The organism is Pseudomonas sp. LB-090624 (assembly GCF_003205205.1).
GTDB lineage: Bacteria > Pseudomonadota > Gammaproteobacteria > Pseudomonadales > Pseudomonadaceae > Aquipseudomonas.
The window spans coordinates 102033-120721 of record NZ_QJRL01000011.1; the positions used below are offsets into that span (position 1 = coordinate 102033).

The window sequence follows — 18689 nt, forward strand, 5'->3', positions numbered from 1 at the left end:
AATTACTGACCAGCTTCGCTCAGGATCAACTTGCCATTCTTGTCCAGCGGGATGGTCGAGCCCGGCTCGCGATCCATCTTCACCTTGCCAACCTGATCACCGATGGAATAGGTCACGTTGTAACCCACCACCTTCTCGCTGATGTCGTTGACCGTGTTGCAGCGGGTTTGCGTGGTGGTGTAGGTGTCACGCTGCTGCATGCCTTCTTGCACCTTGTTACCGGCGTAACCGCCACCGACCGCACCGGCCACGGTGGCGATCTTCTTGCCGGTACCGCCGCCAATCTGATTACCCAGCAAGCCGCCCGCCAGAGCACCGACCACGGTGCCGGCAATCTGGTGTTGGTCCTTGACTGGCGCCTGACGCGTCACGGCGACGTCCTTGCATACTTCACGCGGGGTTTTAACCTGCTGTTTGATCGGTTGCACGTCAGTGACCTGCGCATATTCAGGCCCCTTGTTGACCAAGCTGTAGGTTGCGACAGCACCTCCGGCAGTCACAGCGACAGCACCCAGTACCGCGCCCACCAGCATTGATTTGTTCACATGAACCTCCTGATCATACCCGCGGGGGTAACCCCGCCTTCTCCCAGCCTTGGAGCAAAAAAAAAGGCGCGAGTTCAACACTCGCGCCTTTGGGCCGCCGTATGGCGTAGGGACTAGGCCTTAGGGCCGCTCGTCCACACCTTCAGCCTTGACCGGCGGGATCAGGTCTTCGCTGTTCAGGTTCAGCCAGATCAGTACCACGTTGGCGATGTAGATCGACGAGTAGGTACCGGCCAGAACACCGATGAACAGTGCCAGCGAGAAGCCGAACAGGTTGTCGCCACCGAAGAACAGCAGCGCGGCAATTGCCAGCAAGGTCGAAACCGAAGTGGCGATGGTGCGCAGCAAGGTCTGGGTGGTGGACACGTTGATGTTTTCGATCAACGAAGCCTTGCGCATGACGCGGAAGTTTTCACGTACCCGGTCGAACACGACGATGGTGTCGTTCAGCGAGTAGCCAATGATCGCCAGCACCGCGGCCAGCACCGTCAGGTCGAAGGTGATCTGGAAGAACGACAGGATACCCAGGGTCACCACGACGTCGTGGATCAGCGAAATGATCGCACCCACGGCGAACTTCCACTGGAAGCGGAATGCCAGGTAGATGAGGATGCCGCCCAAGGCCAGGAGCATGCCCATGCCACCCTGGTCGCGCAGTTCTTCACCCACCTGCGGGCCGACAAACTCGACCCGCTTGACTGTGGCAGGGTTGTCACCCCCGGCCTTTTGCAGCGCAGCAGCGACCTTGTTGCCCAACTGCGGGTCATCGCCCGGCATGCGCACCAGCAAGTCAGTGGTAGCGCCAAAACTCTGCACTACCGCCTCGTGGAAACCGGAGTCGACCAGCTCGGCACGCACCGCCTTGAGGTCGGCCGGGCGCTCGTAAGTCAGCTCGATCAGCGTACCGCCGGTGAAGTCCAGGCCAAAGTTCAGGCCCTTCTGCCACCAGCTGAACAGCGCCAGTACGGTGAGGAGCACGGTAATGGCGAACGCGACATTGCGCACGCCCATGAAGTTGATGGTTTTCATCGCAGCTCCCTCAAACCCACAGCTTCTTGATGTCACGCCCGCCGCAGGTCAGGTTGACCATTGCGCGGGTCACCATGACGGCGGTGAACATCGAGGTGAAAATCCCGAGGGACATGGTAACCGCAAAGCCTTTGACCGGGCCGGTACCCATGGCGAACAGGATACCGCCGACCAGCAGGCTGGTCAGGTTGGCGTCGATGATCGCGGTGTACGCACGGTTGAAGCCTTCGTGGATGGCACGCTGCACCGACATGCCGGCTTTCAGCTCCTCGCGGATACGCGAGAAGATCAGCACGTTGGCGTCCACTGCCATACCCATGGTCAGCACGATACCGGCAATACCCGGCAGTGTCAGGGTAGCACCCAGCAGCGACATCAACGCCAGCAGCAGGACCATGTTGCCCGCCAGAGCGATGGTGGCGATCACGCCGAAGCCGCGATAGATGGCGATGATGAACAGCGAGACGAACAGCATGCCCCACAGCGACGCATCGATACCTTTGGTGATGTTGTCAGCACCCAGGCTTGGGCCAATGGTACGTTCTTCAGCGAAGTACATCGGCGCGGCCAGGCCACCGGCACGCAGCAGCAGAGCCAGCTCGGACGATTCACCCTGGCCGTTCAGGCCGGTGATGCGGAACTGGCTGCCAAGTGGCGACTGGATGGTCGCCAGGCTGATGATCTTCTTCTCTTCGACGAAGCTTTGTACGGCAACGTCCTTCTCGACGCCGTCGACGGTTTGCTTCACGTAGCGGGTAACCGGCTTCTGCTCGATGAAGATTACCGCCATGCTGCGGCCGACGTTGCTGCGCGTTGCGCGGCTCATCAGCTCGCCACCGTGGCCATCCAGGCGAATGTTCACCTGCGGGCGGCCGTGTTCGTCGAAGCTGGCCTGGGCGTCGGTAACCTGGTCACCGGTGATGATCAGGCCCCGCTCGACCGCGGCAGAGCGGCCGCCTTCACGGAACTCGAACACTTCGGTGGTGGCTTTGGATGCACCTGGCTCAGCACCGAAGCGGAACTCCAGGTTGGCAGTTTTACCGAGGATACGCTTGGCTTCGGCAGTGTCCTGCACGCCTGGCAGCTCGACCACGATACGGTTGGCGCCCTGGCGCTGTACCAGCGGCTCGGCCACGCCCAGCTCGTTGACGCGGTTGCGCACAGTGGTGAGGTTCTGCTTGATCGAGTATTCGCGGATCTCGGCGACTTTTGCCTGGGTCAGCGCCAGACGCAGCACCGCGAGCTCGTTGCGGTCGGTGGTGGTCAGGTCGAAATCATTGAAATTCTTGCGGATCAGGGCACGTGCCTGTTCGCGGGTGGCATCGTCAGCGAAGCCCAGCATGATGCCGCCATCCTGCTGAGGCAGGCTGCGGTAGCGGACGCGCTCTTTGCGCAGCAAGGTCTTGACCTCGCCTTCGTAGACTTTCATGCGGGCAGTCATGGCCTTGTCCATGTCCACTTCCAGCAGGAAGTGCACACCACCGGACAGGTCCAGGCCCAGCTTCATGGGGCTCGCACCCAGGTTACGCAGCCATTGCGGGGTCGTCTGGGCCAGGTTCAGGGCCACGACGTAATCATCGCCCAGTGCCTTGCGCACAACATCCTTGGCTGGCAGCTGGTCTTCCTGGTTGGTCAGGCGGATCAGCCCGCTGCCCTTCTCGCCCAGGCTCGCGCCCTTGACCGCGATTTTGGCATCGACCAGCGCCTTGCTGACGCGATCGAGGTCGGCCTGGTTTACCTGCAGCGCCGAGCTGGCACCACTGATCTGCACCGCCGGGTCATCCGGGTAGAGGTTGGGAGCGGAATAAATGAAACCGACCACCAGTACCAGCACGATCAGTGCATATTTCCACAGAGGGTATTTGTTCAGCATCACGCCGCCCGTTCAAGACGCGGGGCGCGTTGCGCGCCCCGACTGGAAAATAAAACCGGTAACTCAGATAGCCTTGAGCGTACCTTTTGGCAGGGTCGCAGCGATCGCGCCCTTCTGGAACTTCAGCTCGACAGTGTCCGACACTTCCAGAACCACGAAGTCATCGGAAACCTTGACGATCTTGCCGGCGATACCGCCGTTGGTGACAACTTCGTCACCTTTCTGCAAGTTGCTCAGCAGGTTCTTCTGCTCTTTGGCACGTTTGGCCTGCGGGCGCCAGATCATCAGGTAGAAGATGACCAGGAAACCGACCAGGAAAATCCACTCGAAGCCGGTGCCGGCTGGGCCAGCGGCAGGTGCTGCAGCGTCCGCGTATGCGGCGGGGATCAAGAAGCTCATTGGGCACTCCTAATGTAATTTTCTAATAATGGATGCAAACAGTCAGTCCAAAGGCGGTACGGGAAGCCCGCGCTTGGCGTAGAAGGCGTCGACAAAGGCGGCCAATTTACCCTGTTGAATAGCCTCGCGTAAACCGGCCATCAAGCGCTGGTAATGGCGCAAGTTGTGGATGGTATTCAGCATGCTGCTCAGCATTTCGCCGCACTTGTCCAGGTGATGCAGATAGGCACGCGAGAAGTTGGTGCAGGTATAGCAGTCACAGGTCGGATCCAGCGGCGAATCATCATGGCGATGGAACGCATTGCGGATCTTGATCACCCCTGTATCGACGAACAGATGACCGTTGCGCGCGTTGCGCGTCGGCATCACGCAGTCGAACATGTCGACGCCGCGGCGCACACCCTCAACGAGATCTTCCGGTTTGCCTACCCCCATAAGGTAACGAGGTTTGTCAGCCGGCATCTGGCCCGGCAGGTAATCCAGCACCTTGATCATTTCGTGCTTGGGCTCGCCTACCGACAGGCCGCCGATGGCCAGGCCGTCGAAGCCGATGTTTTCCAGGCCTTCCAGCGAGCGCATGCGCAGGTCCTGGTACATGCCACCCTGGACGATCCCGAACAGCGCCGCGGTGTTGTCGGCGTGAGCGTTCTTCGAGCGCTGGGCCCAGCGCAGCGACAGCTCCATGGAGTTGCGCGCCACATCGTGCTCGGCCGGGTAAGGCGTGCATTCGTCGAAGATCATCACCACGTCCGAGCCCAGGTCACGCTGTACCTGCATCGACTCTTCCGGGCCCATGAACACCTTGGAACCATCGACCGGCGAAGCGAAGGTCACGCCCTCTTCCTTGATCTTGCGCATGGCGCCCAGGCTGAATACCTGGAAACCACCGGAGTCGGTGAGGATCGGACCTTTCCACTGCATGAAATCGTGCAGGCCATTGTGCTTCTTGATCACCTCGGTGCCCGGGCGCAGCCACAGGTGGAAAGTGTTGCCCAGGATCATCTCGGCGCCAATGGCCTCGATATCGCGTGGCAGCATGCCCTTGACCGTGCCATAGGTGCCCACCGGCATGAACGCCGGGGTTTCCACGGTGCCACGGGGGAAGGTGATGCGACCACGACGGGCCTTGCCGTCGGTGGCCAGCAGTTCGAAGGACATTCGACAGGTGCGACTCATGCTTGATCCTCGGGGCCACGTGGCGCCGGATTGCGGGTGATGAACATGGCATCACCGTAACTGAAGAAGCGGTACCCCTGCTCGACCGCCGCCGCGTAGGCGGCCATGGTCTCGGGATAACCGGCGAAGGCCGAGACCAGCATCAGCAGCGTGGACTCCGGCAGGTGGAAGTTGGTGACCAGGGCGTCGACCACATGAAACGGCCGGCCAGGATAGATGAAGATGTCGGTATCGCCGCTGAAGGCCTTGAGCACGCCATCGCGCGCAGCGCTCTCCAGCGAACGGACGCTGGTGGTGCCGACCGCGATCACCCGGCCGCCACGGGCACGACAGGCCTCGATGGCATCGACCACGTCCTGGCTCACTTCCAGCCACTCTTTATGCATGTGGTGGTCTTCGATCTTGTCCACCCGTACCGGCTGGAAGGTGCCGGCCCCCACGTGCAGGGTGACGAAGGCACGATCGACGCCCTTGGCGGCGATTTTTTCCAGCAACGCCTCGTCGAAGTGCAGGCCGGCGGTGGGCGCGGCGACCGCACCGGCACGCTGGGCGTACACGGTCTGGTAGCGTTCACGGTCGGCGCCCTCGTCTGGGCGATCGATGTAAGGCGGCAGCGGCATATGGCCCACACGGTCGAGCAGTGGCAGCACCTCTTCGGTGAAGCGCAGTTCGAACAGGGTGTCGTGGCGCGCGACCATTTCGGCCTCGCCACCGCCATCGATGAGAATGACCGCGCCCTCTTTCGGCGCCTTGCTGGCACGCACATGGGCCAGCACCCGATGGCTGTCGAGCACACGCTCGACCAGCACTTCCAGCTTGCCGCCGGAGGCTTTCTGGCCGAACAACCGCGCCGGGATCACCCGGGTGTTGTTGAACACCATCAGGTCGCCGGGGCGCAGGTAGTCGAGCAGATCGGGAAATTGCTGGTGCGTAAGCGCGCCGCTCGGCCCATCGAGGACCAGCAGACGGCTACCATGGCGCTCGGCCAATGGGTGGCGGGCGATCAGGGAATCGGGGAGTTCGAAGGAAAAATCGGCGACGCGCATGATGATGTTCGGTTCGGCAGGGCCGAGAAGTTTAGCCCAATGTGTGAAAATTGACCATGAAAGCCGATTGACCGACCAGCGGCACCTCTCTATACTGCGCGCCACGCCCTGATGGCGGAATTGGTAGACGCGGCGGATTCAAAATCCGTTTTCGAAAGGAGTGGGAGTTCGAGTCTCCCTCGGGGCACCAATCCGAGCCTGTAGATCCCTGATCTACAGGCTTTTTTTATGCCTAAGGCGTAGTTTGGGCGTAACGCTGGCTGGTGCGATCCATGCCTGGCTAGCGGTCAGTAGGTCTTGAGCCTTTTTTTGGCTACACACTTAACAAGCATCGGCTTTCGAGGGTGTCACCATGGATTGGAAGCAGTGCGTAGCAGCGCTCACCTCCTCGCTGGCTTGGCCGGTTGCCATCATTGTCGTGGTCTTTGCCTTGAAGAAGCACGTCGTACAGCTCTTACCCACGATCCGCAGCCTGAAGTATGGCGACCTCGAGATAGATCTTGAGGACAAGCTGAAAGCTGTTCAGGAAGAGCTCTCATCCAGCACTGTTGTGCTAAACGCCCCCCGTCACATCTGCCCTTCCAGCTGAAACAGCCCTGTTAGCCTCAATCTCACCTAGAGCGGCGATCATGCATTCCTGGCTCGAAGTGGAGTCGGCACTTAATAAGCTCATAGCGGTCCTGTCCTGGGAATTCGCCCCGAAGTACTCCAGCTACCAGTACAAGCTGAAAACGCGCAAAAACAATGGGTACATCAACGACCTCAACGAGTCTGTACGGGCAGGAGAAGATCGGCCGAACAAGCGCTGCACTCGATCAGCGGCTTGCACGAGATCGAGCGCCAGGCTCGGGACATGAGTGATGGAGATCGTTGGCGAATACGTCAGAAGTTGGCGGTACCGATTGGCAAAACAATGCATGACTGGATGTTGGCCCAGCGCGACTTGGTGCCCAATGGATCGGCCACGGCCAAAGCGCTCGACTACAGCCCCATCGACAACAATCAGGTCGAGAACCAAATACGGCCATGGGCGCTCGGGCGTTCGAACTGGCTGTTTGCCGGGTCGCTGCGCAGTGGTAAACGGGCGGCTGCAATCATGAGCCTGATCCAGTCGGCGCGTATGAATAGGCATGATCCGTATGCCTATCTCAAAGATGTGCTGACGCGGCTGCCCACGCAGTGGGCCAGTGAGATCACTGATTTATTGCCGCATAAGTGGGTAAATAGGCTGGAATAATCCTACAGCCGCTTCTCCATAACGATGGTGCGTTCCGCCCCATGAAACTCGTCGCGGATTCTCTGATAACCCAACGCGGTATAAAACCTTTCAGCTGTAATCGACGATGGCACACGTACAGCTCCAACTCCTGCGCTGGCAGCAGTTGTATGAATGACATCCATCAAATGCCGCCCGATACCGCCTTTCTGGTGAGCTGGGTCAACGAAAACACTTCTGACGACGTCACCGTCGAGACCGGCAGTGCCAATAATGTTTTCGCCCAATAAGGCTACGAAGACCCTACGCTTCGTAAGCTGTGTGGTGATGGCTTCAGGAGAAAAGCTCTGCTCAACCTGAGCGATCACATCAGGCGGATAGTCCTGTGAATTTGACTCACGCAGGGCGGCTATAACTACGCGGCTTATCGCTGCTGCATCTCTGCTCGTGGCGGGACGAACGTGGCATTCCATGCTGAGACCTCAATCCTAAAGGATTACAGCTTAGCGCATCGCAATGTGCCTTCCCTGGCGCTTACACCTCACTGGCAGTCCCACGCATCCAGCATCTACCTTGCCCCGTCCAAACGTCACCAGTCATGGACGATACCAACAAGAAATATCAGTCGTAATGGTCGGTCAGGACGGAGCGCACACCCCTGTCCGAAGATGGCTTGTTCCGAATCAAGGGCATCAAGCAGATAGCTAACGGCTGCGCCATCCCCCTTAACTTGGTGTCAACGGACGGTGATCGGAAATTCACGCTCTATAACCCGTGGTGGCAACAGAATCCTTGGGGTAGGGCAATGCGGTGTGCCATCTGATTTTGGAATATTTTCGGTTCTATTGTTTTCCCTGTGTCTCTCCTGCCCTATCTGCAATACTCAATCCCAGCGCGTGATTTTAAGCAGACTTTTAATGGCTTTCAGCACGCGCTGTTAGTGCGTCCAACTAGGACTGGCGAGACACTCTGACCCGAGCGCTGGCCATGAGCTTCTTTAGGCAAAAACAAGACAGCGATTAGAATATTTCTTCACGCCTGGCGGCCTGCGCCCCTCGCCGAGAAATGGGCTTTTGGCTGGCCAGAAAAATACAATATAACTATGTTGCAGCTGGGGGCATGCTAATGAAATTACTAAGAATGATTTCCTTCGTCTCACTGATGCTAGGTGCAGGGGTATGTTTAGCTGACGAAACAGTCATTGCTACGGATATCCTAGGCCCCGAAGGTCCTTTAGTTATCGAAGGCAAGCTGTATTTCGTAGCGTGGGAAGGCTACCAGCTAATTCGCATGGATGGCGATAAAAAAACGGTAATCAACAGCGATAAAAAGTGCAGCCAAAATGGGTTGGCACTCACTCAGAAAAATACGTTATTGCTGGCTTGTGATTCCGAACCTGGAGCCATTATCGAAACTGATCTTAATGGACAAGAAATCCGCCGTTGGGAGCAGGATGCAGATGGGCACCCCATGGCAGGGGGTGTTAACGACATTGTAGTCACCAAAAATGGTGGCGCATATGCGACATTGACTGGCCCTGGCGGCCCCCAAGCCCCTGTCGTCGGTAAAATTCTATACCTGGCACCAGGCTCAAGTCAGTGGACACTGGTTGCGGATTACCTTAACCACGCGAACGGCGTCGCAATTTCTCCAGATCAAAAAACACTGTATGTTACTGAAACATTTGGCAATACCATCAAGAAATTCAACATCAGTGATAATGGCTCCTTAACAGATCGCGCCAATTTTGCCTTCCTCAATCTCCTCACTAATGACGCTACTAAATCCATTGCCCTAGGGCCTGACAGCATGAAGATTGACCGCACAGGTAATATCTATGTGGCGCAATGGAAAGGTTCGAAAATTCTCAAAATTTCTCCTGAAGGGGTATTGCTGCACCAGTTTGACATTGCCAGTGGCGATGGAACGACGAATGTTGCCTTCGATGCGGACGAGAAGTATATGTACGTGACGGTTGTGAAAGACACTACAGACCCCAAATACACTGGCTCAGTGGTGCGCATACCAAAAATCTAACTTTAAGACGATTTGGTCATTGACCTTGCTGGTTGCTTAGATCCATGAGCGACCTCATTGCCTAAAGCGACGGTGCCCGATCACCCTAGCTGTATGGAAGTGGCGTTGTTTACAGGGGGCTATCGCCAATGGGGGGACACAGTTCAAGTCCCGCTCAGGCACCAAGATCCCGAAAAAACCGACCTTATGGTCGGTTTTTTTTCTGCCATTTCTTCATGAGCAGCCCCGCGCAGATTTGACGCCACCTCAATGACCAGGCGGCCGGGAGCCATACCCGCATTCTATTGGCCGCACACATGGATAGCACTTAAGCTGTCATTCGTCGGATATATGCCGAAAGTATTGATGAGGTAGTGGCACTTAGCCATAGTTGCGCTCCCATTTCTCCACCCGTGTGTGAACCATGAAAAAAATCGCGCCCTGCATGGCGGCAATGATGCTGCTCGGTGGGTGCAATGGAGTGCCAACGTCTTACGTTTCCGACCCTGTCTACAGCCAGGCTTTCGTGGTGACTTCCGGCGCCCCGCTGCCGATGTTGCTGATGGCAAGCGCTATTCAGTGGAACGATGAATACGCCGTCACCGCCAAGCACACCCCTTTCCTGCGCAACGTGGTCCACGAGGGCCTCGGTGACGTGGTGTTCTTCAAACACAAGGCCAGCAACGTGCCGCACTGGCGCCAGTACGTACCTGGGGAAGCGGTGACGGCGGTAGGTTTCAACAGTTTCATGATGCCGATGCAGGGCAAGGGCCATGCCTTGCCTTCGCTGGTGCGGCTTGAAGGTACGCCGGGCAGCGTCTTCTACTCGGTGCATGACGGCCCGATTACCAAGGGCATGTCGGGCGGGCCAGTCTTCGCCGATGACGGCCAGGTAGTGGGCATCAACGTTGCCATCATCCCCACCAGCGAAATCGACGCGGGCAAGCGCCCGGACCTGGCGGGCAAGGAGCGTATCAGCGTATTCATGTCGTTCAACGAGATCGACAAGGAATGGCGGCGCTATCAGTACCAGTTGGCCAACAAGGCCAGGCCACGCGCGCCGGCTGCGGTGAAAGGCTACGTGGCAGTAGCGGCCAAGCCATGAGTTGAGTGGCAGGCCACCTATACGGATGCAAAGCGGCTTATGATGCAAGGCTGATGGCCTCTTCGCGCGGTTGACCCGCGAAGAGGCGCGCCCAGCCCGCGCAAGAAGGATCTGCCATGTACCTGACCCACCGCCCGATTCAGCCGGGCGACATCCCCGCCATCTGCAACTTCCCGCAGGGCGCGGACGAGCTGTTCTATATGTTCCCCAAAGCCACCTACCCCCTCACCCCAGTCCAGCTGAGTGACGCCATCGCTCAACGCAGCGGCTCCACGGTGGTGGTAGACAAGGGCACGGTCCTGGCTTTCGCCAACTTTTACAAAGCCGAACACGGCGGCGTGTGTGCCCTGGGCAACGTCGTCGTGGCGCCCGCCGCCCGCGGCCGAGGCGTGGCGCGCTATCTGGTGACCGCCATGATCGACCTGGCCCGCCAGCAATACGCCGCCCGGGAGGTCTGGGTGTCATGCTTCAATCACAACACCGCAGGCTTGCTGCTCTATCCGCAACTGGGCTTCATACCGTTCGGTATCGAGGAGCGGCAGGCGTGGGATGGCACGCGGGTGGCGTTGGTGCAGATGAAGCAGCTGCTCAGCTAACGGGCCCGGTCTAGCCGGGTCAGACTTATCTCATCATTTCAGCTTCTAAATTCCTTGCAACATTCGGCACCCGAACCTTCGGCGCCCCTCGACGTCCGATCCTGCATCCCCCGCGTTCCGAGGTACCCCCGCGTGAAAGACGTCATCGCCCGCAAGTACCGCCTGGTGGTGAAGACCATCGGCTACATCGGCTGGTCGCTGTTCTGGCTGCTGATCTGGGATGTGCTGGTTACCATCGACTTCATGCTGTTCTTCAACAGCAAGTTCAGCCTGCCGCTGATCCCGTTGACTTTGCTGGGTTCGGCACTGGTGGTGCTGGTGAGTTTTCGCAACAGCAGTGCCTACAACCGCTGGTGGGAGGCGCGTACGTTGTGGGGCGCGCTGGTGAACAGTTCGCGCAGCTTCGCACGGCAAACGCTGACCCTGATCGATGACCCGGACGACGGCCTCAACCCGGTCAAGGCGACCCTGCTGCGTCGGCATATCGCCTATGTGAACTGCCTGGCGGCGCACCTGAAGGGTGAGTCGTGCCCGGACGAGTTGATGGCCTTTATCCCGCCAGCCGAGTTTGAAAGGCGCAACCGCTCGAACAATTTCGCCAACGACATCCTCGGCGGCTCAGCGGCCTTGCTGGCGCGGGAATACCAGGCCGGGCGGCTGGACAGCATTCGCCTGGCACGGCTGGAGTCGACGCTGGTCGACCTGTCCAATGCCCAGGGTGGCATGGAGCGGATCGCCAATACACCATTGCCCTACCCTTATGTGTACTTCCCACGGCTGTTCATCACTCTGTTCTGCCTGATCGTGCCGGTAGGGTTGGTGGAGTCGCTGGGCTGGTTCACGCCACTGGCTTCGACGGTGGTGGGGTTCATGTTGCTGGCGATTGAGCGGATAGGGACAGATTTGCAAAGCCCGTTCCGGTTCAGTGAGCACCAGATCCAGATGGATACCATTTGCGAAACGATCGAGCGCAACCTGGAGTCGATGCAACGGGAGGCGCAGTGTGCCGAAGCTGTGGATGCCTGAGAGCTGCGGGGCGGAAAAGCAGCCCCGGCTATCGGTCAGGCACGCACATAGCGCTGGCGCAACACATCACTCAACATATCCACCAGCAATACCAGCACCAGCATGCCGATGATCACGGTGCTGGCCTGAGCCTCCTGGAACAGGCTCAACGTGGTGTACAGCATCTGCCCCAGCCCGCCCGCTCCGACAAACCCCAGCACGCTGGCCATGCGGATGTTGTTCTCCCAGCGATACAGGCTGTAGGCCAGCAACTGCGGCCACAGATTGGGCAAGGTACCGAAGCAGAACGCCGCGACCTGGCTACCACCCTGCAAGCGGATCGCCGCCGCGGGTTCCGGCGGCGCGTTCTCCAGCGCCTCGGCGAACAGCCGCCCCAGCACCCCTGCGGTGTGCAGCGCCAAGGCCAGGGTACCGGCATTCGGCCCAAGCCCTGCAGCCAGCACGGTCAGCGCCGCCCACACCAGTTCCGGAATGGCCCGCAAGGCATTGAGCAGCAAACGCGCCGCCCCCTGCAACGGCCAACCGAAGCGACCCGCCGCCGGCAGTGCCAGCAACATCCCCAGCACCATCGCCAACAAGGTGCCCAGCCCGGACATGGCAAGGGTTTCCAGCGCCCCGCGCCACACCGCCTGCAAATGCCCCGGCGAAAGGTCCGGGTGCAGGAAGCGCCCGGCATACTCGCCCATCTGCGCCAGTCCGCCGTTACCGACCAGCGCGTGCAGGTCCAGCTGCAGGTAGGCAAATGAAGCCACCACCGCCGCCACGATGGCGCCCAGCAGTAGCAGGTTGATCACCCGATTCATGCCAACCTCCAGCGCAGCAGGCGGCTGAGCAGGTCAGCCAGGATCACCAGCAGCAGGAACATCAGCAACATGCTCGCCACCTCGCCACCAGCGAACATGCGCATCGACAGGTCGATCTGCTGCCCCAGCCCGCCAGCACCGACAAAACCCATCACCACCGAAGCCCTCACCGCGCACTCCCAGCGGTACACGGTGTACGACACCACCTCGGAGGCGGCATTGGGTAGGATGCCGTAGAGAAACGCCGCCAACCGGCCGCTGCCCGCCTGCAACAAGGCATGGGCCGGGCGCTGGTCAACCGACTCGAAGATCTCGGCGTAGACCTTGCCGAGCATGCCGCTATAGGTGATGGCGATGGCCAACACGCCTGCCGTCGGCCCCAGGCCCACAGCACGCACGAACAACAACGCCCAGACGATCTCCGGCACGCTACGCAGGAAAATCAGCAGCCCGCGCACCGGCAGGCGCAAAAAGCGTGACCAGAACCCGGCGCGCCCCCCGCGTGACGCCGCACCCAAGGACAAGGCGCGGCTCGCCAGCAAACCGGCCGGGATTGCCAGCAACAACGCCAGCGCCATGCCGGCAGTCGCCACGGCCAGTGTCTGCAAGGTGGCTTGGTATAACAATGCAAGGAACTCGGTATCGTGCGCCGGCGGCCAAAAAGCACGTGTGAAACTGGCGATTTGCTGCCGGTTCTCTGCGTGCAGCAGCACCGCGGGGTTCAGCTCGCTCAACTGGATACCAGGCCACAGCACCGCTATGGCCAACAAGGCCAACAACAACCGCGGCATTAAAGCCGGGTCGCGCGCGTCAGCCCTCAACATCGCGGAATCTGCACGGTCAGGGCCGGCCCCTGGGTTGGCGGCGAAGCCAGTTGTTCATTGGCGTACAACGCATCCAGCAACTGCTGGGTAACGGCTTCCGCCGGGCAGTCGAATGCCACCTGCCCCTCGCGAATCCCGATCACCCGCGGGAAGTGCGCCAGCGCCAGCTCCACCGCATGCAGGCTCGCTACCAGGGTTACGCCGTTGGCCTGGGCATAGCGGTTGAGCAACGCCAGGCTGTGGTCGGCCAACACCGGGTCCATGGCCGACACCGGCTCATCGGTCAGCAGCAGCTGCGGCTGCTGATACAACGCGCGGGCAATGCCGACCCTCTGCAACTGGCCACCGGACAATTGCCCACACTGCACGAACAGCTTGTCGGCCAGCCCCAGCTCGGCCAACACTTGCCGCGCGCCTGCTACATCGCTGGGGTACAACAGGTTGAGCAAGCCGCGCAGCACACTCCACCGCCCCAGGCGCCCTGCCAGCACCGCAGTGACTACCCGCTGGCGCGGCGGCAGGGGCGGCGCCTGATGCACCAGCCCTACCCTTGCACGCAGGCGTTGGCGCGCCCGGGCCGATAGCGCCCAAGGCTGCTCGCCGAGCAGTTCCAGGCGCCCGCTGCCGGGCTGGACAGCGGTCGCCATCAGGTGCAGCAAGCTGGACTTGCCCGCCCCCGACGGCCCAATGATGGCGACGCGTTCGCCCTGGTCGATGCGCAGGTTGACCGCATCAAGTGCGCGTACCTGGCCATGGCGCAGACTGGCGCCGTACAGGTGGATGGCCACATTCAGAGCTGTCACTTGAGCAGGCCGGCCTCGCGTGCTGCTTGCTCGGTGCCGGCGTAGTTCTCAGGCTTGGTCTCGATGAAGCGGCTGGCGGCCTGCAGATCGAGGATCGCCTTGTGCTCCGGGTTGGCCGGGTCGAGGTCGAGGAAGGCCTTCTTGATCTTCTCTTTCAGCGACGGGTCCATGTTGCCGCGCACGGTCCAGTTGTAGTCGAAGTAAGTCGGTGTGGTGGCAAACACCTTCACCTTGCCGGTATCGACCTTGCCGGCATCCACCAGCTTCTGCCACACGCTGGCGTTGAGCACCCCAGCGTCAACCTTGCCCGCCTGCACCCAGGCCACGGTGGCGTCATGCGCGCCAGAATAGGCCACGCGGCTGAAGTACTCTTCAGGCTTGATGTTGTCCTGCTTGAGCATGAAGTAGCGCGGCATCAGGCTGCCCGAAGTGGACGAGATCGAGCCGAAGGCGAACGACTTGCCCTTGAGGTCGCTCAGGCTTTTCACATCGGGGTTGGCGGTGATGAATTTGGAGGTGAACTGCGCATCCTGTTCACGCTGCACCAGCGGCGTGGCAGTCGGGTCCTTCAGGTGTACCTGGACGAATGTGAAGCCACCCAGCCAGGCCAGGTCCAAACGGTCGGAGGCCAGGGATTCAACCACCGCTGGGTAGTCGGCCACCGGTACGAACTTCACGTCCATGCCCAACTGCTTGGCCAGGTACTCGCCCAACGGCTTGAACTTGCGCTGCAGCTCGGTTGGCGCTTCGTCTGGGATGGCGCTGACCCGTAGGGTTTCAGCGGCCTGGGCGACAACGGCACAGCAGGACAGCACGAGGCCGGCGGCGAGCGCCAGTGGGCGTTTGAGCATGGGTGTTCTCCGGTTCAATAGCGGGACAATGCCAACAGATGCGCCGACAATTCCGCCGACACCGGGAATTATAAGAGGCACAGGCGCAAAGGCCAGCTTTGCTACAATCGCGCAACAATTTGACCTGCTGAGGTACGCATGAGCGAGCCGATTCGCCTGACCCAGTACAGCCACGGTGCCGGCTGTGGCTGCAAGATTTCCCCCAAGGTGCTGGACGTGATCCTGGCCGAAAGCGGCACCCAGGCGCTGGACCCTAAACTGTGGGTCGGCAACGCCTCGCGCGACGATGCAGCCGTGTACGCGCTGGACGACGAACGCGGCGTGGTCTCGACCACCGACTTCTTCATGCCGATCGTCGATGACCCGTACGACTTCGGCCGCATCGCCGCCACCAACGCCATCAGCGACATCTACGCCATGGGCGGCGACCCGCTGATGGCCATTGCCATCCTCGGCTGGCCAGTCAACGTGCTCCCCCCGGAAGTGGCTCGCGAAGTGATCCGGGGTGGCCGCGCCGTGTGCGCCGAAGCCGGCATCCCGCTGGCCGGCGGGCACTCCATCGACGCCCCCGAGCCAATCTTCGGCCTGGCCGTCACCGGGGTGGTCAGCAAGCGCCACCTCAAGCGTAACGACACCGCCAGCGCCGGTTGCCGCCTGTACCTGACCAAGCCGCTGGGTATTGGCATCCTCACCACCGCCGAAAAAAAGGCCAAGCTGCGCGCGCAGGACCAGGGCCTGGCCCGTGACTGGATGTGCACCCTCAACACCCCCGGCAGCCGCTTCGGCAAGCTTGACGGGGTCAAAGCCATGACCGACGTCACCGGTTTTGGCCTGCTCGGCCACCTGGTCGAACTGGCGGAGGGCAGCGGCCTCACTGCCCATCTGGACTACGCCGCCGTGCCACGCCTGCCCAGCGTCGAGTACTACCTGGCCGAGGGCTGCATCCCCGGCGGCACCCTGCGCAACTACGACAGCTACGGCCACAAGATCGGCGCCCTAGGTGACGAGCAGAAGTATCTGCTGTGCGACCCGCAGACCAGCGGCGGCCTGCTGGTTGCGGTTACTGCAGAGGGTGAAACCGAGTTCCTTGCCGTGGCGGCAGAACTGGGCTTGCAACTGGCACCGATCGGCAAGCTGGTCGAGCGACAGAGCCACGCGGTCGAGGTGTTCTGATGCGCCACGACTGCACTGACTTCCGCCAGCTATTCCTCGACGACGTGCCGATGATGGACATGCGCGCCCCCGTCGAATTTGCCAAGGGCGCGTTCCCCGGCGTGGTCAACCTGCCACTGATGAATGACCAAGAGCGGCAAAAGGTGGGCACCTGCTATAAGCAGCAGGGCCAGGCCGCCGCCATCGCCCTGGGGCACCAGCTGGTCAGCGGCGCCACCAAGCAGGCTCGCCTCGAAGCCTGGGCAGCGTTTGCCCAGGCCCACCCTGAAGGTTACCTGTACTGCTTCCGTGGCGGCCTGCGTTCGCAGATCGTGCAAGGCTGGCTGCGCGATGAGGCGGGTATCCAATACCCGCGCGTCAAAGGTGGCTACAAGGCCATGCGGACCTTCTTGCTGGAAACTACCCAGCAGGCCGTGGAGCAATGCGATTTCGTGCTGGTGGGCGGCCTGACCGGTACCGGCAAGACCGATGTGCTGCACCAGTTGACCAACGTGCTGGACCTGGAAGGCCATGCCAACCATCGCGGCTCCAGCTTTGGCAAGCGTGCCACCGCGCAGCCGGCGCAGATCGATTTTGAAAACCAGCTGGCGATCGACCTGCTGAAGAAACGCGCCCATGGTATCGAACAGTTCGTGCTGGAAGACGAAGGCCGCATCGTCGGCAGCTGCACGGTGCCGTTGGCGCTGTACCAGGGCATGCAGCAGTACCCGCTGGTATGGCTGGAAGACAGCTTCGCCAACCGCGTGGAACGCATCCTGCGCGATTACGTGGTCAACCTGAGTGCCGAGTTTGTAGCGGTACATGGCGAGGAAGACGGTCGCCGGCTGTTTGCCGAGCGCATGCTGCAGAGCATGGCCAACATCTACAAGCGCTTGGGTGGCGAGCGTTACCAGCGGCTGTCAGAGATTCTGCGCGAAGCGCTGGAAGTGCAGCAGCGCAGTGGTGCGGTGGACTTGCACCGGGGCTGGATCGAAGGCTTGCTGACCGAGTACTACGACCCGATGTATGCCTACCAGCGCGATGCCAAGGCAGAACGTATCGAGTTTGCCGGGGATGCCGTGGAAGTGCGTGAGTACCTGAAGGCCCGGGCGCTGCGCGAGCCGCGCAAATAGAACCAGCACCCTGCAGTCCCTGTAGGCGCAGGTTTAACCGCGAAGAAGGCGAAGCGGTGCATGACACCGGGTTTGCCGGTGTTCGCGGCTGAACCCGTGCCGGCAGAGGTGAGCCAATCATGCCTGAACAGGCGCTACTGCCCAGGGCTAAGCACCCGCTCCAGCTCCGCCGCGCGGTCGCGGGTCATGTCCATGATGCAGGTGCCACCTTCCAGCTGCGCCATGGTGCCGCCACTGGCCTGTACATGGAACTGGCAATTGCCATCACGGTAGGCCAGCCACTTGCGCTGCACATCCCGCAGACGTTTTTGCTGCCCGGCATCCAGCTTGCCCATCAATTGCTTGTACAACCGGTTCAACCGCTGGTCCTGCACTTGCGTTTCGGCCCCGATGCACGCGCTCATGGCCACGGTGCTGGAGGCCTTATCCATGCACTGCCCGTAAGCCGCCGTGTAATCGTCCGCCACTGCCAAAGGCAGCACGCAGGCCAGCGCCAGGCCTGCCAGGTAATGCTTGATCATGCTAACCCTCCTTGTGGGTATCAAAGCGTCTGCGGCTGCTCTGGCGGCACCAACACCTTGCCTGGCTCGAAGCGCAACGATGGCATCTGCGTGGCCGCATACAACGTCACACCCAGCGCCGCGATCAAGGCTACATCAAGCCAGCTCCAACCGGGCATGTCATCCGCGCTGCGGGCCTTCCAGCAATGCCAGGCCTGGCCAATGCAGAACACCCCCATTGCCCCCAACCACAGGTAGAAGCCCGCCCCGAAACCCGTCAGGTCATGGAATTCATAGGTCTGGTTATCCGGCAGTCGGGTAATGCCGAAGCTGGTGGCCGCAAGGTACGTAGCGGCCAGACCAGCCAGCAATGCAAGGCGGCGAAACCGCCGATGGGCAAGGATGGCCAAGGCCAGCAGCGGATTGGCAAACCATTGGTGCAAGCCGAAAGGCACACCCCATGGCCCGTACAGCAGCATCTGCAGGGCCGGCATATGACGCTCGCCGCTCATCAGCGCGCCATCGAAGAACAGGGCGAGCAAATACAGCAGCAGGCTGATGCTCAGGTAGAAAACGGGCAAAGGGGATTCCTGAGA

The 18689-nt window shown here is 60.7% G+C and carries 20 protein-coding genes, 1 tRNA gene and 1 pseudogene; 9 read left to right on the forward strand and 13 right to left on the reverse strand.

Annotated features, from left to right (window positions below; all coding sequences use genetic code 11):
- Nucleotides 1-2 precede the first annotated feature (2 nt).
- From DMX11_RS13280 to queA, 6 genes are all read right to left on the reverse strand, one after another.
- Nucleotides 3-545, reverse strand: coding sequence for a glycine zipper 2TM domain-containing protein (locus tag DMX11_RS13280; RefSeq protein ID WP_110744935.1), 543 nt, complete (start codon nt 543-545; stop codon nt 3-5).
- Nucleotides 546-665: 120 nt separating this feature from the next.
- A complete protein-coding gene (secF, locus tag DMX11_RS13285) occupies nt 666-1574 on the reverse strand; it encodes a protein translocase subunit SecF (RefSeq protein WP_110744936.1) in 909 nt (302 codons plus the stop codon).
- A 10-nt stretch (nt 1575-1584) separates the two neighbouring features.
- Entirely contained in the window at nt 1585-3447 is a 1863-nt protein-coding gene (gene secD / locus DMX11_RS13290) for a protein translocase subunit SecD (RefSeq protein ID WP_110744937.1), read from the reverse strand.
- A gap of 63 nt (nt 3448-3510) precedes the next feature.
- Complete coding sequence (yajC, locus tag DMX11_RS13295) at nt 3511-3846, reverse strand: preprotein translocase subunit YajC (RefSeq protein ID WP_008092587.1); 336 nt, start codon at nt 3844-3846, stop codon at nt 3511-3513.
- A gap of 42 nt (nt 3847-3888) precedes the next feature.
- Entirely contained in the window at nt 3889-5004 is a 1116-nt protein-coding gene (tgt, locus tag DMX11_RS13300; protein WP_177410743.1) for a tRNA guanosine(34) transglycosylase Tgt, read from the reverse strand.
- 14 nt (nt 5005-5018) lie between these two features.
- Nucleotides 5019-6068, reverse strand: a complete 1050-nt coding sequence (gene queA, locus DMX11_RS13305) for a tRNA preQ1(34) S-adenosylmethionine ribosyltransferase-isomerase QueA (RefSeq protein ID WP_110744939.1) — start codon at nt 6066-6068, stop codon at nt 5019-5021.
- A gap of 105 nt (nt 6069-6173) precedes the next feature.
- On the opposite strand from queA, the gene DMX11_RS13310 reads away from it, so the two are divergent.
- From DMX11_RS13310 to DMX11_RS13320, 3 genes and pseudogenes are all read left to right on the forward strand, one after another.
- A tRNA-Leu gene (locus tag DMX11_RS13310) sits at nt 6174-6258 on the forward strand.
- Between the two features lie 162 nt (nt 6259-6420).
- Nucleotides 6421-6657, forward strand: coding sequence for a hypothetical protein (locus tag DMX11_RS13315; RefSeq protein ID WP_110744940.1), 237 nt, complete (start codon nt 6421-6423; stop codon nt 6655-6657).
- Nucleotides 6658-6861: 204 nt separating this feature from the next.
- Nucleotides 6862-7305, forward strand: a pseudogene (locus DMX11_RS13320) (transposase); the annotation flags it as partial.
- 2 nt (nt 7306-7307) lie between these two features.
- On the opposite strand, the gene DMX11_RS13325 reads toward DMX11_RS13320, so the two are convergent.
- Nucleotides 7308-7757, reverse strand: coding sequence for a GNAT family N-acetyltransferase (locus DMX11_RS13325; RefSeq protein WP_110744941.1), 450 nt, complete (start codon nt 7755-7757; stop codon nt 7308-7310).
- Between the two features lie 667 nt (nt 7758-8424).
- Here DMX11_RS13325 and DMX11_RS13330 point away from each other — a divergent pair.
- From DMX11_RS13330 to DMX11_RS13345, 4 genes are all read left to right on the forward strand, one after another.
- On the forward strand, nt 8425-9321 hold the full coding sequence (locus DMX11_RS13330) for an SMP-30/gluconolactonase/LRE family protein (protein ID WP_158286176.1): 897 nt from the start codon (nt 8425-8427) through the stop codon (nt 9319-9321).
- Between the two features lie 436 nt (nt 9322-9757).
- On the forward strand, nt 9758-10405 hold the full coding sequence (locus DMX11_RS13335) for a trypsin-like peptidase domain-containing protein (protein WP_110744969.1): 648 nt from the start codon (nt 9758-9760) through the stop codon (nt 10403-10405).
- A gap of 116 nt (nt 10406-10521) precedes the next feature.
- Nucleotides 10522-11001 carry a GNAT family N-acetyltransferase gene (locus tag DMX11_RS13340; RefSeq protein WP_110744943.1) on the forward strand — a complete coding sequence of 160 codons (480 nt, stop codon included), beginning with the start codon at nt 10522-10524 and terminating at the stop codon, nt 10999-11001.
- 132 nt (nt 11002-11133) lie between these two features.
- Complete coding sequence (locus tag DMX11_RS13345) at nt 11134-12027, forward strand: bestrophin family protein (RefSeq protein WP_110744944.1); 894 nt, start codon at nt 11134-11136, stop codon at nt 12025-12027.
- 35 nt (nt 12028-12062) lie between these two features.
- Here DMX11_RS13345 and phnE read toward each other — a convergent pair whose 3' ends face one another.
- From phnE to DMX11_RS13365, 4 genes are read right to left on the reverse strand one after another with little or no spacing between them, the layout of a single operon-like run.
- Nucleotides 12063-12830 carry a phosphonate ABC transporter, permease protein PhnE gene (gene phnE, locus DMX11_RS13350; RefSeq protein ID WP_110744945.1) on the reverse strand — a complete coding sequence of 256 codons (768 nt, stop codon included), beginning with the start codon at nt 12828-12830 and terminating at the stop codon, nt 12063-12065.
- Complete coding sequence (locus DMX11_RS13355; protein ID WP_110744946.1) at nt 12827-13654, reverse strand: ABC transporter permease; 828 nt, start codon at nt 13652-13654, stop codon at nt 12827-12829. Before DMX11_RS13355 ends, phnE begins: the two co-directional genes overlap by 4 nt.
- Nucleotides 13648-14457 (reverse strand): phosphonate ABC transporter ATP-binding protein, encoded by an 810-nt coding sequence (locus DMX11_RS13360; RefSeq protein ID WP_110744947.1) that lies wholly within the window; start codon nt 14455-14457, stop codon nt 13648-13650. Before DMX11_RS13360 ends, DMX11_RS13355 begins: the two co-directional genes overlap by 7 nt.
- Nucleotides 14454-15308, reverse strand: a complete 855-nt coding sequence (locus DMX11_RS13365) for a putative selenate ABC transporter substrate-binding protein (protein WP_110744948.1) — start codon at nt 15306-15308, stop codon at nt 14454-14456. The genes DMX11_RS13360 and DMX11_RS13365 overlap by 4 nt, the downstream gene beginning before the upstream one ends.
- Before the next feature lie 138 nt (nt 15309-15446).
- Here DMX11_RS13365 and selD point away from each other — a divergent pair, with 138 nt between their 5' ends.
- Nucleotides 15447-16481: a selenide, water dikinase SelD gene (gene selD / locus DMX11_RS13370; protein ID WP_110744949.1), complete on the forward strand. Its 1035-nt coding sequence runs from the start codon at nt 15447-15449 to the stop codon at nt 16479-16481.
- The gene (gene mnmH / locus DMX11_RS13375; protein WP_110744950.1) at nt 16481-17593 is read left to right on the forward strand and encodes a tRNA 2-selenouridine(34) synthase MnmH; all 1113 of its coding nucleotides are present in this window, start codon (nt 16481-16483) and stop codon (nt 17591-17593) included. The genes selD and mnmH overlap by 1 nt, the downstream gene beginning before the upstream one ends.
- A gap of 134 nt (nt 17594-17727) precedes the next feature.
- Here mnmH and DMX11_RS13380 read toward each other — a convergent pair whose 3' ends face one another.
- Both DMX11_RS13380 and DMX11_RS13385 read right to left on the reverse strand, forming a co-directional pair.
- A complete protein-coding gene (locus tag DMX11_RS13380; protein ID WP_110744951.1) occupies nt 17728-18114 on the reverse strand; it encodes a lysozyme inhibitor LprI family protein in 387 nt (128 codons plus the stop codon).
- A gap of 20 nt (nt 18115-18134) precedes the next feature.
- On the reverse strand, nt 18135-18674 hold the full coding sequence (locus DMX11_RS13385; protein ID WP_110744952.1) for a hypothetical protein: 540 nt from the start codon (nt 18672-18674) through the stop codon (nt 18135-18137).
- Between the last annotated feature and the right edge of the window lie 15 nt (nt 18675-18689).